This window comes from Streptomyces sp. NBC_00335, assembly GCF_036127095.1.
In the GTDB taxonomy this organism is placed as follows: Bacteria; Actinomycetota; Actinomycetes; order Streptomycetales; family Streptomycetaceae; genus Streptomyces.
Map to the genome: position 1 here is coordinate 6,000,407 of NZ_CP108006.1, position 16,956 is coordinate 6,017,362.

General features: G+C 72.4%; 14 protein-coding genes. 4 read left to right on the forward strand and 10 right to left on the reverse strand.

Going from position 1 to position 16,956, the window contains the following annotated elements; translation table 11 throughout:
* Positions 1–72 precede the first annotated feature (72 nt).
* Positions 73–2,133: an MDR family MFS transporter gene (locus tag OHA37_RS27270; protein WP_266909206.1), complete on the forward strand. Its 2,061-nt coding sequence runs from the start codon at positions 73–75 to the stop codon at positions 2,131–2,133.
* 20 nt (positions 2,134–2,153) lie between these two features.
* Here the strand turns inward: OHA37_RS27270 and OHA37_RS27275 are convergent, their stop codons facing one another.
* Positions 2,154–2,585: a GNAT family N-acetyltransferase gene (locus tag OHA37_RS27275; RefSeq protein WP_266913117.1), complete on the reverse strand. Its 432-nt coding sequence runs from the start codon at positions 2,583–2,585 to the stop codon at positions 2,154–2,156.
* A 321-nt stretch (positions 2,586–2,906) separates the two neighbouring features.
* On the opposite strand from OHA37_RS27275, the gene OHA37_RS27280 reads away from it, so the two are divergent.
* Positions 2,907–3,302: a nuclear transport factor 2 family protein gene (locus tag OHA37_RS27280; RefSeq protein WP_266909207.1), complete on the forward strand. Its 396-nt coding sequence runs from the start codon at positions 2,907–2,909 to the stop codon at positions 3,300–3,302.
* Between the two features lie 54 nt (positions 3,303–3,356).
* Here the strand turns inward: OHA37_RS27280 and OHA37_RS27285 are convergent, their stop codons facing one another.
* The gene (locus OHA37_RS27285; protein ID WP_266909208.1) at positions 3,357–3,728 is read right to left on the reverse strand and encodes an antibiotic biosynthesis monooxygenase family protein; all 372 of its coding nucleotides are present in this window, start codon (positions 3,726–3,728) and stop codon (positions 3,357–3,359) included.
* A 224-nt stretch (positions 3,729–3,952) separates the two neighbouring features.
* Between OHA37_RS27285 and OHA37_RS27290 the strand changes: the two genes are divergently transcribed.
* Complete coding sequence (locus OHA37_RS27290; protein ID WP_266913119.1) at positions 3,953–5,893, forward strand: bifunctional glycosyltransferase 87/phosphatase PAP2 family protein; 1,941 nt, start codon at positions 3,953–3,955, stop codon at positions 5,891–5,893.
* A 436-nt stretch (positions 5,894–6,329) separates the two neighbouring features.
* On the opposite strand, the gene OHA37_RS27295 is transcribed toward OHA37_RS27290, so the two are convergent.
* On the reverse strand, positions 6,330–6,680 hold the full coding sequence (locus OHA37_RS27295; protein ID WP_266909209.1) for a DUF6193 family natural product biosynthesis protein: 351 nt from the start codon (positions 6,678–6,680) through the stop codon (positions 6,330–6,332).
* Between the two features lie 145 nt (positions 6,681–6,825).
* Positions 6,826–8,070, reverse strand: coding sequence for a cytochrome P450 (locus tag OHA37_RS27300; RefSeq protein ID WP_266909210.1), 1,245 nt, complete (start codon positions 8,068–8,070; stop codon positions 6,826–6,828).
* A gap of 275 nt (positions 8,071–8,345) precedes the next feature.
* Between OHA37_RS27300 and OHA37_RS27305 the strand changes: the two genes are divergently transcribed.
* A complete protein-coding gene (locus OHA37_RS27305; RefSeq protein WP_266877343.1) occupies positions 8,346–9,515 on the forward strand; it encodes a steroid 3-ketoacyl-CoA thiolase in 1,170 nt (389 codons plus the stop codon).
* Positions 9,516–9,679: 164 nt separating this feature from the next.
* Here the strand turns inward: OHA37_RS27305 and OHA37_RS27310 are convergent, their stop codons facing one another.
* From OHA37_RS27310 to OHA37_RS27335, 6 genes are all read right to left on the reverse strand, one after another.
* Positions 9,680–10,084, reverse strand: coding sequence for a transglycosylase SLT domain-containing protein (locus OHA37_RS27310; protein ID WP_266909211.1), 405 nt, complete (start codon positions 10,082–10,084; stop codon positions 9,680–9,682).
* 333 nt (positions 10,085–10,417) lie between these two features.
* Complete coding sequence (locus tag OHA37_RS27315; protein WP_266909212.1) at positions 10,418–11,350, reverse strand: ECF transporter S component; 933 nt, start codon at positions 11,348–11,350, stop codon at positions 10,418–10,420.
* Positions 11,347–13,428 carry an ABC transporter ATP-binding protein gene (locus OHA37_RS27320; RefSeq protein ID WP_266909213.1) on the reverse strand — a complete coding sequence of 694 codons (2,082 nt, stop codon included), beginning with the start codon at positions 13,426–13,428 and terminating at the stop codon, positions 11,347–11,349. The genes OHA37_RS27315 and OHA37_RS27320 overlap by 4 nt, the downstream gene beginning before the upstream one ends.
* A complete protein-coding gene (locus OHA37_RS27325) occupies positions 13,425–14,765 on the reverse strand; it encodes an energy-coupling factor transporter transmembrane component T (RefSeq protein WP_266909214.1) in 1,341 nt (446 codons plus the stop codon). The genes OHA37_RS27320 and OHA37_RS27325 overlap by 4 nt, the downstream gene beginning before the upstream one ends.
* Complete coding sequence (locus OHA37_RS27330) at positions 14,762–15,436, reverse strand: SCO2322 family protein (protein WP_266909215.1); 675 nt, start codon at positions 15,434–15,436, stop codon at positions 14,762–14,764. Before OHA37_RS27330 ends, OHA37_RS27325 begins: the two co-directional genes overlap by 4 nt.
* Positions 15,436–16,698 (reverse strand): prenyltransferase/squalene oxidase repeat-containing protein, encoded by a 1,263-nt coding sequence (locus OHA37_RS27335; protein ID WP_266909216.1) that lies wholly within the window; start codon positions 16,696–16,698, stop codon positions 15,436–15,438. Before OHA37_RS27335 ends, OHA37_RS27330 begins: the two co-directional genes overlap by 1 nt.
* Positions 16,699–16,956: the final 258 nt, after the last annotated feature.

Here is a 16,956-nt window from a genome sequence, read left to right on the forward strand (position 1 = left end):
AACCCGCCCGACAGGCCATAACCGGACACACCGATCAGGATGGAGGAGTCGATCAGGCCTGAGGAGGAGCCGATGGTGCAGGACGTGACCACGGAGCCCGACCCGCGGAAGCGGACATCCGGCCCCAGCGCCGAACACGCATCGAGGGAAGTGCTCGTTTCCATCGGTGCGCTGCTGCTGGGGCTGCTCATCTCTTCGCTCGACCAGACGATCGTGTCGACGGCCCTGCCGACGATCGTCAGCGATCTCGGCGGGATGTCGCACCTGTCGTGGGTGGTCACGGCCTACATGCTCGCCTCGACGGCCGCCACGCCGCTGTGGGGCAAGCTCGGGGACCAGTACGGGCGCAAGAAGCTCTTCCAGTCCGCCATCGTGATCTTCCTGATCGGGTCCGCCCTGTGCGGCCTGGCGCAGAACATGCCGCAGCTCATCGGCTTCCGCGCGCTGCAGGGACTGGGCGGCGGCGGGCTGATGGTGCTGTCGATGGCGATCGTCGGAGACATCGTCCCGCCGCGCGAACGCGGCAAGTATCAGGGGCTCTTCGGCGCCGTCTTCGGAGCCACCAGCGTGCTGGGTCCGCTGCTGGGCGGACTGTTCGTGGACCACCTGTCGTGGCGCTGGGTCTTCTACATCAACCTCCCCATCGGTCTCGTCGCCCTCATCGTCATCGCCACGAGCCTGAAGATCCCGGTGCGCACCGAGAAGCACACCATCGACTACCTCGGCACCTTCCTCATCGCCTCCGTCGCGACCTGCCTGGTGCTCGTGGCCTCGCTCGGGGGCACCTGGGGCTGGAGCTCCCCGCAGATCATCGGGCTCGCGGTACTCGGCCTGGTCCTGCTGGTCGCCTTCGTCATCGTCGAGCGGCGGGCCGTGGAGCCGGTGCTCCCGCTCAAGCTGTTCCGGATCCGGACCTTCACGCTCTGCTCGCTGATCAGCTTCATCGTCGGCTTCGCGATGTTCGGCGCGATGGTCTACCTGCCGACCTTCCTCCAGGTGGTCCAGGGCGTCTCCCCGACCATGTCGGGCGTCCACATGCTGCCGATGGTGCTCGGACTGCTGATCACCTCCACCGTGTCCGGCCAGATCGTCAGCCGCACCGGGCGCTGGAAGGTCTTCCCGATCGCGGGCACCGCACTGACCGCGGTCGGGCTGCTGCTCCTGCACCAGCTGGAGCGCACCAGCTCCACCTGGGAGATGAGCGTCTACTTCTTCGTCTTCGGCGCCGGCCTCGGCCTGGTCATGCAGGTGCTCGTCCTCGTGGTGCAGAACTCGGTCAGCTACGCCGACCTCGGTGTCGCCACCTCGGGTGCCACCTTCTTCCGCTCCATCGGCGCCTCCTTCGGCGTCGCCATCTTCGGCACGATCTTCACCAACCGGCTCGACGACAAGCTGGCCGGTGCGCTCAAGGGGGTCCCGCTGCCGCCAGGGCTGGACGCGGGCAAGCTGGAGGCCGACCCGCGTGCCATCGGCGCCCTCCCCGCCGTGCTGCGACCGCGCGTGCTTGACGCCTACTCCACCTCCATCACCGACGTCTTCCTCTACGCGGCGCCCGTGGTGCTCGTGGCCTTCGTCGTGGCCTGGTTCCTCAAGGAGGACAAGCTGCGCGGTTCGGTGACGGCGCCCGATGTCACCGAGACCCTCGCTTCCAACCCCGTCCAGCGCTCCTCCCGCGATGAGGTCGCCCGCGCTCTGACGGTGCTCGGGACCCTCCAGGGCCGCAAGCACGTCTACGAGAAGATCACCGCGAAGGCCGGCTACGACCTGCTGCCCGCCGCCAGCTGGATGCTGCTGCGGATCAACAAGTACGGAACCGTCGATCCGGCCGTGCTGGCGGAGAAGACCATGGTGCCGCTGCGGGCCATCACGGACGCGGGCCGTCAGATCGAGGAACGGGGGCTGGCCGTCCGCGACGGGCTGCCGCTGGTTCTGACGGCGAAGGGGCGGGAGAGCGCGCTGAAGCTGTCGGCCGCGCGGGAGGAGTCGCTCGCCGAGCTGCTCGGCGACTGGTGGACCGCGGACCGCCCGACCGACCTGTCCGAGCTGGTGGCGGAGATCAACTCGGAGCTCTGCGGTTCCGTCGACGAGGAGCCCTACGAGACCCTGCCCCGCCGGGACCACTCCGCCAGGTGAACCACCCCGCGGGGTGCCGGTCAGACCAGGCGCTTCTCGAACCAGTGCTCGGCGTAGGGACCGGAGCTGTACGCGGGTATCTCCGCGTACCCCTGGCGCGCGTACAACGCGCGGGCCTCCACCAGGTCGGACCGGGTGTCCAGCCGGACCCGCTCGGCGCCCAGCGCGCGGCCGGCGTCCTCCAGGACCCGGAGCAGGGCCGCCCCGCCGCCCGTGCCGCGGGCGCGCGGGTCCACGTACACCCGGGTGAGCTCGGCGGTGACGGGGTCCAGGAGACGTATCCCTCCGCAGGCGAGGGGCAGGCCGTCGAGTCTGCCGACCACGAACCGGCCCGTCGGCGCCGTGAGCTCGTCGTCCGGGAAGTCCAGGAGGCCCTGGTCGATCTCGGCCTCGGTGACGGACCGCCGCCAGTACCGCCCGGCCACCTCCGCGTAGTAGGCGCGGCGCAGCAGCGTGGCGTCCGGAGTGGTGAACGGCTCGGCGGCAACCTGCCAGGTCCCGGCCGGGGCGTGGGACGGGGGCGGGGACTGGGACGGAGGGGTGGCCCCGGCCGTGCTCCCGGTACCGGCCCCGGTCGCAGTCCCGGTCGTAGCCGTAGTCGTAGCCGTAGGCGTAGGCGTAGTCGTAGTTGCAGTCGTAGTCGTGGTGGGGGTCTCTCTGCTGGTCATGACGTCATTGTGGAGCCGCCCACCGCCGCCCGCGCTGGAATATCCACAGGGCCGGGCCGATGATAGGAAAAAGGGCAAACCGTTCCCACGAAGGGCGTGACCGTCATGTCGGAGCATCCTGACTGTGCCCTGATCCGCCGCGGCTACGAGGCGTTCGGCCGGGGCGACATGGAGAAGCTGAGCACGATGATGACGGCCGACGTCATCCAGCACATGCCCGGGAGCGGCCCCCTCTCAGGGCACCACAAGGGCCGGGAAGCCGTCTTCGACCTCTACCGCCGACTCGGCGAGGAGACGAACGGCACATTCAACGTACATCTGGACAAAGTGCTCGCCGACGGCCGCGGCCACGTCATGAGTTTCCACACAACGCGCGCCGACCGCGGTGACCGCGGGATCGAGATCCACGAGGGGATCTTCTTCACGATCGTCGCCGGAAAGATCAGCGACCTCGACGTCTGCACCGAGGACATCGAGGAGACCGACGCCTTCTGGGCCTGAGCCCCCAGGAAACCGAGAAGGGCCCGGAGCCGCGGCTCCGGGCCCTTCCAACGCTCAGCCCTGCTTCGGCGCCGCCTGCTGCACGACCTCGAACGACCACACCGTCGAGCCCGTGGCAGCGGGCTTCGGCCGCTCCGCACCGCCCTCGGAGCCCTCGCCGCCCGCCGGAGCGCCACCCGGGCGCCCCGCGCCGCCGCCCTGGTGGGCCGCCTTCATGGGCCCGTCCATCCACGCCTGGAAGTCCGCCTCGGAACGCCACCGCGTGTACACGAGATACTGGTCCGTGCCCTCGACGGGGCGCAGCAGCTCGAACCATTCGAAGCCGTCCGAGCTCTCCACGGAGCCCGCACGGGAGGCGAACCGCTGCTCCAGAACCTCCCGCTGTTCGTCCGGGACGGTGAGGGCGTTGATCTTCACGATGCTCATGCCCGCCATCCTAGGTATCGCGCGGGGGATATCGTCGTCCGGGTAAATGAAGCACGCGGTATGAAACGCGGTACGAAACGCGGCAGCCAGGCGAAGTCAGGGTTGCGGTCAACAGGGCGGGAGGCCGGCGAGGCGTGGCTAACGCGGCGGAGCACAGTGGTGCGAACGGACATGCCGGGGTCATAGGCGGTAGCGGCGGCGGCAGGCTCGGGGCGGCGCGCCTCATGCTGTGGGCACTGGCCCTGCTGCTCGCCGTCAGGCAGGCCGCGGTAGTGCTGCGCGTGCCACCGGGCGAGTGGCTCAGCGGCTTCCACCTCCCGGGCGGCCTGCCCGGCTCGCTCTATGGGAGCGGCCAGTTCACGGGGACGCCCTTCGCGGGGCTGGTCCTCAAACCGCTCCTGGGGCTCGCCGCGCCCTCCCTGGAGGTGGCCTGGACCTGCGTGACGCTGCTGCTCGTCGCCGCCGTCGGGCTGGTCGCCGCGCGCGCCCTGCCCGACCCCGTGCCGCGGCGCACCGCGCTGCTCGCCGCGCCCGTGCTGGTCGCGCTGATGATGGTCTCGCTGCCCGTCCGCGAAGCCGCCCTGCCCGGGCAGACCGCCGTGCTGCCGGTGCTGTTGGTGCTCCTCGCCGTGTTCCGGGTCCCGAGCGAGCGCCCCTCCGGCTTCCTGATCGGCCTGGCCGCAGCCCTGCAGCCCGCGCTGCTGCTCTTCGCGCCACTGCTCTGGCTGTCCGGGCGCCGGGTCACCGCGCGCTCCGCCGCCGTGACCTTCGCCGGCGCCACCGCGCTGTCCTGGGCGGCGCTGCCCGGCGACTCGTGGACGTACTGGGTCCAGCACCTGGCCGGCACCGGCCTCGGCGGCGCACCCGGCAGCATCGCCAACCAGTCCGTGCACGGCGCCCTGCTGCGCCTGGGCCTCTCCGGCCCCGGCGAGATCCTGCTCTACGCCGCCCTCGCGGCTCCGATCGTGTGGATCGGCCTGCGCCGCGCAGCCCGCTACGCCCGTGACGGCCAGCTGCTGCTCGCCGTCGCGATCACCGGCTGCGTGGCCGTCGCCGTGTCCCCGACCGGGTGGCGCCACCAGATGCTGTGGGTGCTGCTCGCGGTCGCCGGCAAGGTCGGCAAGCGGGCCGCCGACCGGCCCGTGTGGCCGGTGGCCGTGGTCCTCGCCATGACCCTGCCCAGCGACGTCCTGCTGCCCAACCTGGTCGCGCTGGCCCCCGTACGGGACAACGTGCTGCTGCTCGCGGCCCTCGCGGCGGCCTGCGCGGTGCCGTTCCTGCCGCGCTCCTCCCCGTACTGGCGCGAGCCGGTCCCCACCGCCTACGGGCGGCCCGCGCCCGCGCGGTGGTCGCGGGTGCCGCTGCTGCCGTTCTGGCGGCGGGTGCTGTCGCGTCCGAACCTGCTGCTGGAACTGCTCCTGATACGGGTCGGGTACTCGCTCTACTCGCACATCCGGGCCGCCGCCCCCACCAGCCGGAGTCTGGCGGAGGGCAACGGGAGCCAGATTCACGGGATCGAGAAGGCGCTCGGCATCGACATCGAGCACGCCGTGAACCACGCGGTGGTGAACACGCCCTGGCTGGAGGCGTTCTTCAACTTCTACTACACCTCCTTCCACTTCGTGGTCCCGCTGGCGATACTGGCCGTCCTGTACTGGCGCCGGCCCAAGGACTACCGCTGGGCGCGGGCCTCGCTGGGCCTGGCGACGGTGCTGGCGCTCATAGGGTTCTGGCTGTATCCGCTGGCGCCGCCGCGGCTCATGCCCGGCATGGGCTACGTCGACACCGTGCACGGGGTGCAGGACCTGGCGAACCCGAGCTACGGGGCCATGACCGCGATCTCGAATCAGTACGCGGCGATGCCCTCGCTGCACTTCGGCTGGTCGCTGTGGTGCGGGATCGTGATCGTCATGATCGCGCCGAGGGGCTGGCAGAAGCTGCTGGGTGCGCTGCACCCGACGATCACGGTGTGCGCGATCGTGGCCACGGCCAACCACTGGGTGCTCGACGCGGTCGGGGGCGCGCTCGTCGTCGGGGCCGGGTTCGGGCTCGTCTACGTGCTGTCGGGGCCCCGGGGCGATGCCGTGCCGGCCGGGGTGGCCGTGCCGCGGCCTCGGCGGCCGGAGCGGGTCGGAGCGGGGTCCGCTGAGCGGACTCGGGCCTAGCCGGTTGGTCGCCTGGCCGGCTGGCCGGCGTCGACGAAGGGGTGACGGGGCGGTGTAGCAGCCCGCCCCGGCGCCCCTTCGCGATGGATCGCCGCGTTCTGTCAGAATCCGCCTGTGGGGTGGCTTTCGCCACTCGGGGCGGGGGCGCGTGCGGGGCGGGCGACGTCGGCGGGCCCTGCGGGGCTGTCCCCTACCCACCCTTCGCCCGTTCCCCGGGGCTGCGCCCCGGACCCCTCGGGGCTGTGCCCCGGACCCCCGACCGTGCGGGGCCGTTGCCGGGGGCGCTGCCCCCGGACCCCCGCGCCTCAAACGCCGGCGGGGCTGGATTTGGGCCGGCGGGAGCTGGATTTGGGGTGGCGGGGCTGGATTGAGGCCGGCGGGAGCTGGGTCTGGATTGGGGCTGGATAGGGCGGATGGGGGCTGGACCCCGGTCGGACTATTCGGCCGGTAGGTGGGATACGACCAGGGCTATCGCCGCCCGGGCCGTGTCCGTTTCGCCGAGGATGGTGGTTTGGCGGGGGCCTCGGACGCGGAAGCGGCCGTTGGGGAGGGGTTCTACGGCCGGGGCGGTCACGGCGAAGGGGTGGCCGGCGGAGGCGCTGAACCAGAGGGTGAAGTGGCTGGTGTACGGGTACAGCCGGCGGAGTTCCGGCTGTTCGCCGGCGGCCTCGATGAGGGCCAGGACCCCCTGGCTCATGGGCTCGGAACCGTCGCCGAGATCGACCATCCGCTGCCACGTCGTGGGCAGCCGCTGCCACCGTCTCGCGCTGGGGTCATCGAGGTTCATCCGGGCAGTCTGGGGTCCGGTCCGCCGCCAAGGCAATGATCCCGAAGGTGGCGGGATGGTAACGACCGGTGACTGGCAAGTAACAACCGAGGGACGGCAGGGGCCGTGCGTGGGAGGTGGGGCCCCTGCCGTCCTGGATCACGGGTCAGCCGTGGCTGACCCGCAGTTCCTTGATGCCGTTCAGCCAGGCCGCGCGCAGCCGGCGCGGGTCCTCTCCGGCGAGGCGCAGGTCCGGCAGGGCGTCGGCCAGGGCGTTGAACATCAGGTCGATCTCCATGATGGCCAGCGACTTGCCGAGGCAGAAGTGCGGCCCGCCGCCGCCGAAGCCCAGGTGTGGGTTCGGGTCGCGGGTGATGTCGAAGACGTCGGGGTTCTCGAAGACCTCGGGGTCGTGGTTGGCGGAGGAGTAGAACATGCCGACGCGGTCGCCGGCCTTGATCTTCTGCCCGCCCAGTTCGGTGTCCTGGGTCGCGGTGCGCTGGAAGGACACCACGGGGGTGGCCCAGCGGACGATCTCCTCGGCCGCCGTCGAGGGCCGGGTCGCCTTGTACAGCTCCCACTGCTCGGGGTGGGTCAGGAAGGCGTGCATGCCGTGGCTGATGGCGTTGCGGGTGGTCTCGTTGCCCGCGACCGCCAGCAGGAGGACGAAGAAGCCGAACTCGTCGGAGCCCAGGTTGCCCTGGCCCTCGGCGGCGACCAGCTGCGTGACGATGTCCTTGGCCGGGCATTCCTTGCGGGCGGCGGACAGGTTCATCGCGTAACCGATCAGCTCCGCCGCGGCGTTGCCGCCGACCTCGGCGGTGATCGCGTACTCCGGGTCGTCGTACGCGATCATCTTGTTCGACCAGTCGAAGATCCGGGACCGGTCCTCCTGAGGTACGCCGATCAGCTCGGCGATGGCCTGCAGCGGGAGCTCGCACGCCACTTGGGTGACGAAGTCGAAGCTGCCGTCCGCCGAGGCTTCGAGGGCCTCGGCGACGATCTTGCGGGCCCGGTCGCGCAGGGCGTCCTCCAGCCCGCGGATGGCCCGCGGGGTGAAGCCGCGCTGCACGATCTGGCGTACGCGGGTGTGTTCCGGCGGATCCATGTTCAACATGATCAATCGCTGGGCATCTATGGTCTCGCGCTGGATGTGCTCGTTGAAGCGGATGATCGCCGTGTTCGTCGTGGAGGAGAACAACTCCGGGTGCGTGGAGATGTACTTGACGTCCGCGTGCCGGGTGACGGCCCAGTACCCCTCGTCGTCGAAGCCGGTGATGCCCCGCTGCTGCGGGCACCACCACACGGGTGCGGTCTGCCGCAGCGATGCGAACTCGGGGTAGGGGACCCGGTCTTGGAGTACGTCCGGGTCGGTGGCATCGAAGCCTTCGGGCAGTGCGGGGCAGGTCATCGGGCGGCTCCAAAGTCTGACGGCCCATCAGAAGTTGGCTTGAAGGTAGTAACGAGTTCTAGAAGTGACAAGGGGCCCCGCGCCAACTGTTGCGTGTGGAATCCGTGGAAGCCGCGTGCAAGACCCTTGCGTACCGGGTGTTCTGGTCATAAGACTGCGGGGAGAACTAGAACGCGTACTAGTTCGGGTGGGGCGCCGGGACGGCCCGCCCGTCAGCTGAGGCGCGCTAGCCGATGCGCGCTGTGCGCTACGCAGGAGCAGGAGAGGACGAGCTCATGGCCGCGGAACCCGTCATCGTCGAAGCCGTACGCACCCCCATCGGCAAGCGCGGGGGCGCGCTCGCCAATCTTCACCCCGCCTACCTTCTCGGCGAGACCTACCGCGAGCTCCTCGCCCGCACCGGCATCCAGCCCGACTGCGTGGAGCAGATCGTCGGCGGCACCGTCACCCACGCCGGCGAGCAGTCGATGAACCCGGCCCGCAACGCCTGGCTGGCCATGGGCCTCCCGTACGAGACCGCCGCGACCACCGTGGACTGTCAGTGCGGCAGCTCCCAGCAGGCCAACCACATGGTCGCCAACATGATCTCCGGCGGAGTCATGGACATCGGCATCGCCTGCGGGGTCGAGGCCATGAGCCGCGTACCGCTCGGTTCCGGATCCAAGCACGGCCCCGGCAAGCCCTTCCCGGACGAGTGGAACGTCGATCTCCCCAACCAGTTCGAGGCCGCCGAGCGCATCGCCCGCCACCGGGGCCTGACCCGCGAGGACGTGGACAAGCTCGGGGTCCTGTCCCAGCAGCGGGCCGCCGCCGCGTGGGCCGAGGAGCGGTTCAAGCGCGAGACCTTCGCCGTGCAGGTGCCCACCACGGAGGCCGAGCAGGCCGCCGGGCAGGGCATGTGGCGGCTGGTCGACCGGGACGAGGGCCTGCGCGACACCTCCATGGAGGCGCTCGCCCGGCTCAAGCCGGTCATGCCGACCGCCGTGCACACCGCCGGGAACTCCTCGCAGATATCCGACGGCGCGGCCGCCGTGATGTGGGCCTCGCGCAAGATGGCCCGCGCGCTCAAGCTGCGGCCGCGCGCCCGGATCGTCGCCCAGACCCTGGTCGGCTCCGACCCGCACTTCCACCTCGACGGGCCGATCGACGCGACGCGGGCCGTGCTGGGCAAGGCCGGCATGTCCCTCAAGGACATCGACCTCGTCGAGATCAACGAGGCCTTCGCCTCCGTCGTCCTCAGCTGGGCCCAGGTCTTCGACCAGGACCTGGAGAAGGTCAACGTCAACGGCGGCGGCATCGCGCTCGGCCACCCCGTCGGCGCGACCGGAGCCCGCCTGATCACCACCGCGCTGCACGAGCTGGAGCGCCGGGACAAGGAGTTCGCGCTGATCACCATGTGTGCGGGTGGCGCGCTGGCGACGGGCACCATCATCCAGCGGCTCTAGCACTGCTGCGCCGCCTCTGGACCCAGTGGGATGGGATCGCGAAGGCCCCGGTGGCCGGACCTGGGGAGGTCGGCCGCCGGGGCCTTCGCATGCGGTGCGTGGGTACTGAGCGGGTGCTGCGTGAGTACCGCTGCGATACCGCTTCGTCTGCTGCCGCTGGTGGTTTAGTACCAGTGGTGGTTCTGCCAGAAGCTCCAGGCGCCCTCGGGGCTGCCGTAGCGGGAGTTCATGTAGTCCAGGCCCCACTTGATCTGGGTGGCCGGGTTGGTCTTCCAGTCCGAGCCCGCCGAGGACATCTTCGAGGCCGGCAGGGCCTGGACCAGGCCGTAGGCACCCGAGGAAGAGTTCGTGGCGGTGTGGTCCCAGCCGCTCTCACGGGAAACGATGTTGTTGAACGCCGCGAACTGCGCCGGGTCCTTGATCATCTGCTGAGCGATCGCCTTGGCACTCATCGGGGCGGCCTGCGCGGGAACGGCGGCCAGCATGGAGCCGGCGACACCCAGGGCGAGGACGGAACCGACGAGGGTCTTCTTCGAAGCGGCGATGCGGCGGATGACGGCGTTGGACACGGACGGACCTTTCGACGGGGGCAAGGACAGTCGCAGGCGTGCACGAGCCACTCACGTGAAAGAGAGGGGCTCACCGGCGGGAGCGGGAGACCCGGGGGTCTCCGTCCGCCTTGCGACTCATCCAGTTCTACGGGGGTAGAGCGCGCCTGGCAACGACCCCTCTTACTAGTGGTCCTCGCAGCCGGGGTGCAACGGCCCCTCTTGGGGTGGGTGGGCATCGCCGCTGGTGGGGGGCCGTGTACGGGGGTGGGCGCGGGCCGTTCAAGGACTACTATCCCGGGTCGTATGTGACCTAGGTCCTGTGGGGCGGGTCACCGGCGGACGGCCCGGATCTCACCCTCCGTGGCTGTTCGTACGCCTTCCAGGGGAAGGTTTGGGTGGATTTATGACCCCCAGATCGAAGGCCACAGGCGCGTCGAACGCCGCTTTCCGGGTCGCCCGCCGCAACGCCCTCAGCAGGGTCGCGCCGATCGTGAGGGTCAGTACGACGGTGAGCGCGGCCCGGCCCAGGTCCCAGCCCAGCGAGGTCGCCAGGCAGTACGCGAGGAAGCGCGCGAGGTTCGCCGGGACGGGGTCCCCGGGGTGGAAGGAGATGCCCTGGCCCATGCCCTGCAGGATCACCCAGCCCTGAAGGTTCATGATCGTGCCGTACGCGAACGAGCCGAGGAACCCGTACAGCGCGAGCATCGCCAGCTCGGCCCGCCCGCGGATCCGGTCCGGACCCGGCAGCAGCCCGGCGCCCAGCGAGAACCAGCCCATGGCCAGCATCTGGAACGGCATCCACGGCCCGACACCACCCGTGAGCAGGGCCGACGCGAACATCGTGACCGCGCCCAGGACGAAGCCGAAGCCCGGGCCGAGGACCCGGCCGCTCAGCACCATCAGGAAGAACATGGGCTCCAGACCGGCCGTACCGGCGCCGAGCGGGCGCAGCACGGCCCCCACCGCGGCCAGTACGCCGAGCATGGCGACGGCCTTGGCGTCCACCCCGTCGTCGGAGATGGTCGCGACGACCACACCGACCAGGAGGGGGAGCAGGGCCGCGAAGAGCCAGGGGGCGTCCTGGGCGTGGGCGAAACCGGACTGGCGGTCGGCGAGGAGCGGCCAGCCGAAGCCGGCGAGACCGATGAGGGTGACGAGGGCCAGGGCGGTGGCGGCGCGGGGGCCGATGCGGAGGGGGCGGGAACGGGGGCGGACGGCCGGGGCGGCGGGGCGGCTCGCGGCCGGGGTGCGGGCGGGGGTGGGGTCCGGGGTGGGGGTGCTCATGAGTCGGCCTGCGTGGAGAGGGCCGCCTCGACCTGGGAGACCGTGAGCCAGTGGCCCGGGGCCAGGATCTTGGCCACCTGCGGGGCGAAGGCGGGGGAGGAGACGACGACCTCGGCGGTCGGGCCGTCCGCGACGATCTCGCCGCCGGCCAGGATCACCACGCGGTGGGCCAGCTCTGCCGCGAGCTCCACGTCGTGGGTGGCCAGGACGATGGCGTGGCCCTCGGCGGCGAGCCCGCGCAGGATCTCCACGAGGCGGGCCTTGGCGGCGTAGTCCAGCCCGCGGGTCGGCTCGTCGAGCAGCAGCAGGGCCGGGCGGCCGGTCAGGACCAGCGCCAGGGCGAGGGCCAGGCGCTGGCCCTCGGAGAGGTCGCGCGGGTGGGTGTCGTCGGGGACGTCGGGCAGGAGCGCGGCGACGAGGGCACGGCACGTGCCGGGCGCCTGGCCGGCGTCGTGGTCGGCGGCGGTGCACTCGGCCGCGACGGTGTCCGCGTAGAGGAGGTCGCGGGGCTCCTGGGGGACGAGGCCGACGCGGGTCACCATCTCGGGGGGCGGCGTGAGGTGGGGCGTGCGGCCGCTGACCGTCACCTGGCCGGTGGTGGGCTCCAGCGTGCCGATGAGGGTGGCGAGGAGGGTGGACTTTCCGGCGCCGTTGCGGCCCATCAGGGCGATGGTCTCGCCCCTCGACACGGTGAGGTTGATGTCGCGGAGGACTTCGGCGCGGCCGCGGCGGAGGGAGACGGCCTTGACCGTGGCCGGGGTGGACCCCGTTGCCCCCGTTGCTCCGGTGGCTCCGGTGGCTCCGGTGGCTCCGGTGGCTCCGGTGGGGCCGGCCGGGGTCGGCTGGGGGGTGCGGAGGCCGCGGCGGCGCAGCCGGGCGAGCAGGCCGGGGCGGGGGCCCTGCGGGGGGCCGTCCCCTACCCACCCTTCGCCCGTTCCCCGGGGCTGCGCCCCGGACCCCTTGCGGGGCTGCGCCCCGGACCCCGCCGGAGGCTGCGCCTCGGCAACGGCACGGGGGTCCGTTCCGGGCGTGGCCTGGGGCTGCGCCCCGGACCCCGCCGGAGGCTGCGCCCCAGCACCGGCACGGGGGCCCGTTCCGGGCACGGCCGGGGGCTGCGCCCCGGCACCAGCCTGGGGCTCCGCCCCGGCCTCAGCCTGGGGCTGCGCCCCAGCACCGGCACGGGGGCCCGTGCCGGGCGTCGTTTCCGGCTGTGGCTTGGTGTTCGTTTCGGGATGGGGTGGGGTCGGTAGGGGTGGGGTGATGGTGGAGAGGCGGGTGCGGAGGGGGGTGGCTTGGCGGCGGGCGTCTCGGATGGAGAGGGGGAGGGGGGACCAGGCTGCCAGGCGGCCCAGGGCTACCACCGGGGGGTGGACCGGGGAGATGGCCATGATGTCCGACGGGGTGCCCAGGACGGGGGGTGCGGTGGGGGAGGGGAGGAGCAGGACGCGGTCGGCGTACTGGACCACTCGCTCCAGGCGGTGCTCCGCCATCAGGACGGTCGTGCCCAGGTCGTGGACCAGGCGTTGCAGGACGGCCAGGACTTCTTCCGCCGCCGCCGGGTCCAGGGCCGAGGTGGGCTCGTCCAGGACCAGGACGCGCGGGTGCGGGGTCAGGACCGAACCGATCGCCACCCGCTGCTGCTGGCCTCCGGACAGGGTGGCGATGGGGCGGTCGCGCAGGTCGTTCAGGCCGAGGAGGTCGAGGGTCTCCTCGACGCGGCGGCGCATGACGGAGGGCGGCAGGCCCAGGGACTCCATGCCGTAGGCGAGCTCGTCCTCGACGACGTCCGTCACGAAGTGCGCCAGCGGGTCCTGGCCGACCGTGCCGACGACGTCCGCGAGTTCCCGCGGCTTGTGCGTGCGCGTGTCGCGGCCGGCGACCGTGACCCGGCCCTTGAGGGTGCCGCCGGTGAAGTGCGGGACCAGGCCCGAGACCGCCCCGAGCAGGGTGGACTTGCCGACGCCGGAGGGGCCGACCAGGAGGGTCAGCTCCCCTTCGGGGAGCGTGAAATCGGCGTGCGCGAGGGAGGGGGCGGTCGCGCCCTCGTAGGTCACCGATACGTCTTCGAAGACGATCACGGGCGGGGTGCCTCCTTCTGCGGTGAGGGGGGTAGGGGGGCCACCAGCGCCGGGAGGAGGCCGATGAGGATCGCCGCGGCCGGCCAGAGCGGGAGGGTCGGGACGACGAGGGGGACGACGCCGGGGCGCAGGGCCTCCGGGTCCAGGGACGCGGCCCGGATCAGCAGCGCCGCCACCGCCGCGCCCGACCCGGCGACCAGCCAGGCCCGTACGCCCCACCGGTCGGGCCGGTAGCGGGTTCGGATCGACCGGCGGCCGCCGAGGCGCAGCCCGGCCAGGGCCAGGAGGAGGGAGAAGAGGAGGAGGGTGAGGCCGTATCCGGCGCCCTCCGCCGCCATGAGCCCGTACGTGCCCGCGCAGATGCCGAGCAGCCCGCCGAGGGTGAGCACGTTGGTGGTGTGGCGCACGGCGGCCGGGACCTGCGCGGTGCGGCCGTAGCCGCGGGCGTCCATGGAGGCGGCGATGGCGACCGAGCGTTCCAGTGCGCCTTCCAGGACCGGCAGGCCGATCTGGAGGATCGCCTTGACCCCGCCCGTGGGGCGGCCGCGCAGGCGGCGGGCCGTACGCAGGCGGACCACGTCCGCGACCATGTTCGGCGCGAAGGTCATCGCGACGACCACGGCCACGCCGACCTCGTACAGGGCCGCGGGCAGCGACTTCAGCAGCCGAGCCGGGTTCGCGAGGGCGTTGGCGGCGCCGACGCAGATGAGGAGCGTGGCCAGCTTCATGCCCTCGTAGAAGGCGAACACGAGCTGCTCGGCGGTGACCCGGCCACCCAGCCGGATGCCCTGCGTCCAGTCCGGGAGCGGGATCTCCGGGAGGGTGAAGAGGATGTGCGCGCCGGGGATGGGGGAGCCGAGGAGCATGGAGAAGACGAGGCGCAGCCCGATGACGAAGAGCCCGAGCTTGACGAACGCCCCGTAGGAACGCGCCCACGGGGCGTCGGTACGGCGGGCCGCGACCACGTACCCGGCGACGCCGACGATCAGGCCGAGGAGCAGCGGGTTGGTGGTCCGGGAGGCGGCGGTGGCGAGCCCGAGGGCCCAGAGCCACCAGGCACCCGCGTGCAGGGCGTTGCCACGCGATGCCTCGGGGGCCTGCCATTTCTTCTTGTACGTCGGCACGCGCGGGGTGCGGATCGCCCCGGCGGGGGCGTTCGGGCCGGTCGGGGGCGGGACGTAGCCTGACGCGCCGTGGGGCGTGCGCCCGGCCTGCGGCCGGGCGGGGTTCCCACCCGCACCACCCGTGCGGGTGGGCGGGCGGGAGCGGGTGGCCCTGATGCTGGGTTGCCCGCCGTCGGCGACCGTCCCGCCGTCCTGCGTGGGGCCGTCCGTCATCGGGTGCGGCGGCGGGACTGCCAGAACGCGGCTGCGCCCAGGGCGGCCACCGCTGCGATGCCCGCGAGGAGGCCCGCCGACGGGCCCCCGCCGTTCGGGTCGGATTCGGCGGTCGGCTCGCCCGGGGCGGTGGCCGTTGCCGTGGCCGTGACGGTGTCCTCGACGGGTTCGCCGCAGCCCCGCTTCGGGTAGCCCGAGACCGCGCACAGCAGCGCCGCGCTGTTGTAGCGCAGCGGCTTGGCCACCTCGGCCAGCGCCTCGGCCGTCGTGGCGTCCGGGGCGACCTGCGCGCACGCCGTGCGCGGAGCGTCCTGCGGCGGGGTCTCGCCCGCCTGGGCTTCGGCGGGCGTGCCGAAGTCGATGACCAGGGCGATCCGCTTCTTGCCCGCCACCGGGGCGGTGCCCGAGCAGATGGCCGCGAAGTCGGCGTCCGCGCGCGGCGGGGCGGCCTGATCGGCCGCGTCCTTGCTCACCACGAAGTGGAAGCCCTGCACGGAGCCGTCCGCCGGGCGCAGCGAGGAGGGGCCCTGGGTGGCGTACGCCCACGTGCCGCCCGCGCCGTCCCAGAACGACCAGTAGCGGTAGGTCGAGGCCAGGGCGGGCGAGGCGGCCAGCACCGTCAGGATGACGCCGAGCACGAGGACCGGCAGAGCCGGACGGCGGCGGCGCATCAGAGCTGGTTCTTCTTCCGGCGGCCGCTCAGCACGATGCCGATGCCCATGCCGGCCGCGGCGCCCGCGAGGATCATCCACCAGACGTTGCTGCCGGAGTCCTTCTCCTTCTTCTCGTCCTTCTTCTCCGCCGGCTGGTCGGACGCCTTCGCGGAGGCGCTCTGCGGCGCGGGGCCCGTCGCGTTCAGGGCCGCGACCAGGTCGGTGCCGCCGAAGGACTTCGGGTCGGTGCCGGTCGCGTGCGCGGCCAGGACCAGGGTGCCCAGGGCGGCCGGGCTGCCCTTGGACCACTCGGCGGAGTTGGTCTTCAGCCACTCCAGGGCGCCCGCCGCGGACTGCTTGTGCCCGGCCGCGGCCAGGGCGATGACCGCGTCGGCGGTGTTGCCGGTGTCCGGGGTCGGCTGGTCGGCGCCCGGGGTGAGGGCGGTGAGGTGGCCGTCCTTCTTCAGGGCCTGCGCCAGGTATCCGGCCGCGCCCTGGGCCGCCGCCGCCGGGTCACCGGCGGTCGCCGGGCAGGCGAGCGCGGCCGCGGGGGCGTCCGTGGGAGAGGAGGAGGGGGAGACGAGCGCGCCCTTGCCGAGGCCGGCCAGTACGGCGGCGGCCGTCGCGTCGGCGTTGGCGGGGAGCTTGCCGTCGGCCGTCGGCTGGTAGGCGAAGGCACCCCGGTCGGCGGCCGGCTCGGCCGAGCAGCCGAGCTGGAAGGCGAGCAGACCCTCGTACGCGGACTTGCCGTCCTTGGACTTGACCTCGGTCGGCTTCTCGCCCGCCGCCGACAGCGCGCTGATCACCACGGAGGTGGAGCTGGCCTCGCTCGGGGAGCCGGGGACGTAGGCCCAGCCGCCGTCCGCGTTCTGGACGGACTTCAGCCAGTCCACGCCCTTCTTCACGACCGCGTCCTGGCCGCCGAGCGCCTTCAGCGCCTGCACGGCCACCGCGGTGGCGTTCGTGTCGAGCATCGTCTTCGCGTCGCACGCGGCGGCGGTGTCCGCGCGGAAGGAGGCGAAGCCGCCGTCGGCGCACTGCTGCCCGACGAGCCAGTCCACGGCCTGCTGCGCGGGCTTCACGCCCACGGTGTGCTGGGCGAGCAGCGCGAACGACTGCCGCCACACTCCGTCGTACGTCGGGTCGTTCTTGCCGTAGAGCCCGGAGGGGACCACGGGCGCCGGGGACGGGGTGGCGACATCGGCGAGGGCCGCGGGGGCCGCGCCCACGCAGAGCACGGCGGAGGCGGCGAGCGTGGCGGCGCTGCGGCGGACGTTCATGGCGGGGCGGGTGCCTCTCGTGCTGGGGACCCGGAGGCAGGCAGCACAGCAGCGGAGGCTGGCACCGGGCTCCGGCTCCGTTTACCTCGACGGTGCCGGCCGCCGGAGGCCCCGGCGGCACGAGCCGCGCACCTCCGGAACGGGGCAATCCGGCTCCCCGCCCCGATGCTGCCGGGGAGGATCACGGTTGCGGGTCAGCGCCGGATTCGCACCGGCTTCCCCCCGTACGGAAGTGTGGACGACGCCCATACTCTACCG

What these genes read in the sequence shown, in the direction of transcription:
- OHA37_RS27270 (WP_266909206.1), top strand. Translation starts at nt 73, where the DNA reads ATGGTGCAGGACGTGACCACGGAGCCCGACCCGCGGAAGCGGACATCC.
- OHA37_RS27280 (WP_266909207.1), top strand. Translation starts at nt 2,907, where the DNA reads ATGTCGGAGCATCCTGACTGTGCCCTGATCCGCCGCGGCTACGAGGCG.
- OHA37_RS27285 (WP_266909208.1), bottom strand. Translation starts at nt 3,728, where the DNA reads ATGAGCATCGTGAAGATCAACGCCCTCACCGTCCCGGACGAACAGCGG.
- OHA37_RS27290 (WP_266913119.1), top strand. Translation starts at nt 3,953, where the DNA reads ATGCTGTGGGCACTGGCCCTGCTGCTCGCCGTCAGGCAGGCCGCGGTA.
- OHA37_RS27295 (WP_266909209.1), bottom strand. Translation starts at nt 6,680, where the DNA reads ATGAACCTCGATGACCCCAGCGCGAGACGGTGGCAGCGGCTGCCCACG.
- OHA37_RS27300 (WP_266909210.1), bottom strand. Translation starts at nt 8,070, where the DNA reads ATGACCTGCCCCGCACTGCCCGAAGGCTTCGATGCCACCGACCCGGAC.
- OHA37_RS27305 (WP_266877343.1), top strand. Translation starts at nt 8,346, where the DNA reads ATGGCCGCGGAACCCGTCATCGTCGAAGCCGTACGCACCCCCATCGGC.
- OHA37_RS27315 (WP_266909212.1), bottom strand. Translation starts at nt 11,350, where the DNA reads ATGAGCACCCCCACCCCGGACCCCACCCCCGCCCGCACCCCGGCCGCG.
- OHA37_RS27325 (WP_266909214.1), bottom strand. Translation starts at nt 14,765, where the DNA reads ATGACGGACGGCCCCACGCAGGACGGCGGGACGGTCGCCGACGGCGGG.
- OHA37_RS27330 (WP_266909215.1), bottom strand. Translation starts at nt 15,436, where the DNA reads ATGCGCCGCCGCCGTCCGGCTCTGCCGGTCCTCGTGCTCGGCGTCATC.
- OHA37_RS27335 (WP_266909216.1), bottom strand. Translation starts at nt 16,698, where the DNA reads ATGAACGTCCGCCGCAGCGCCGCCACGCTCGCCGCCTCCGCCGTGCTC.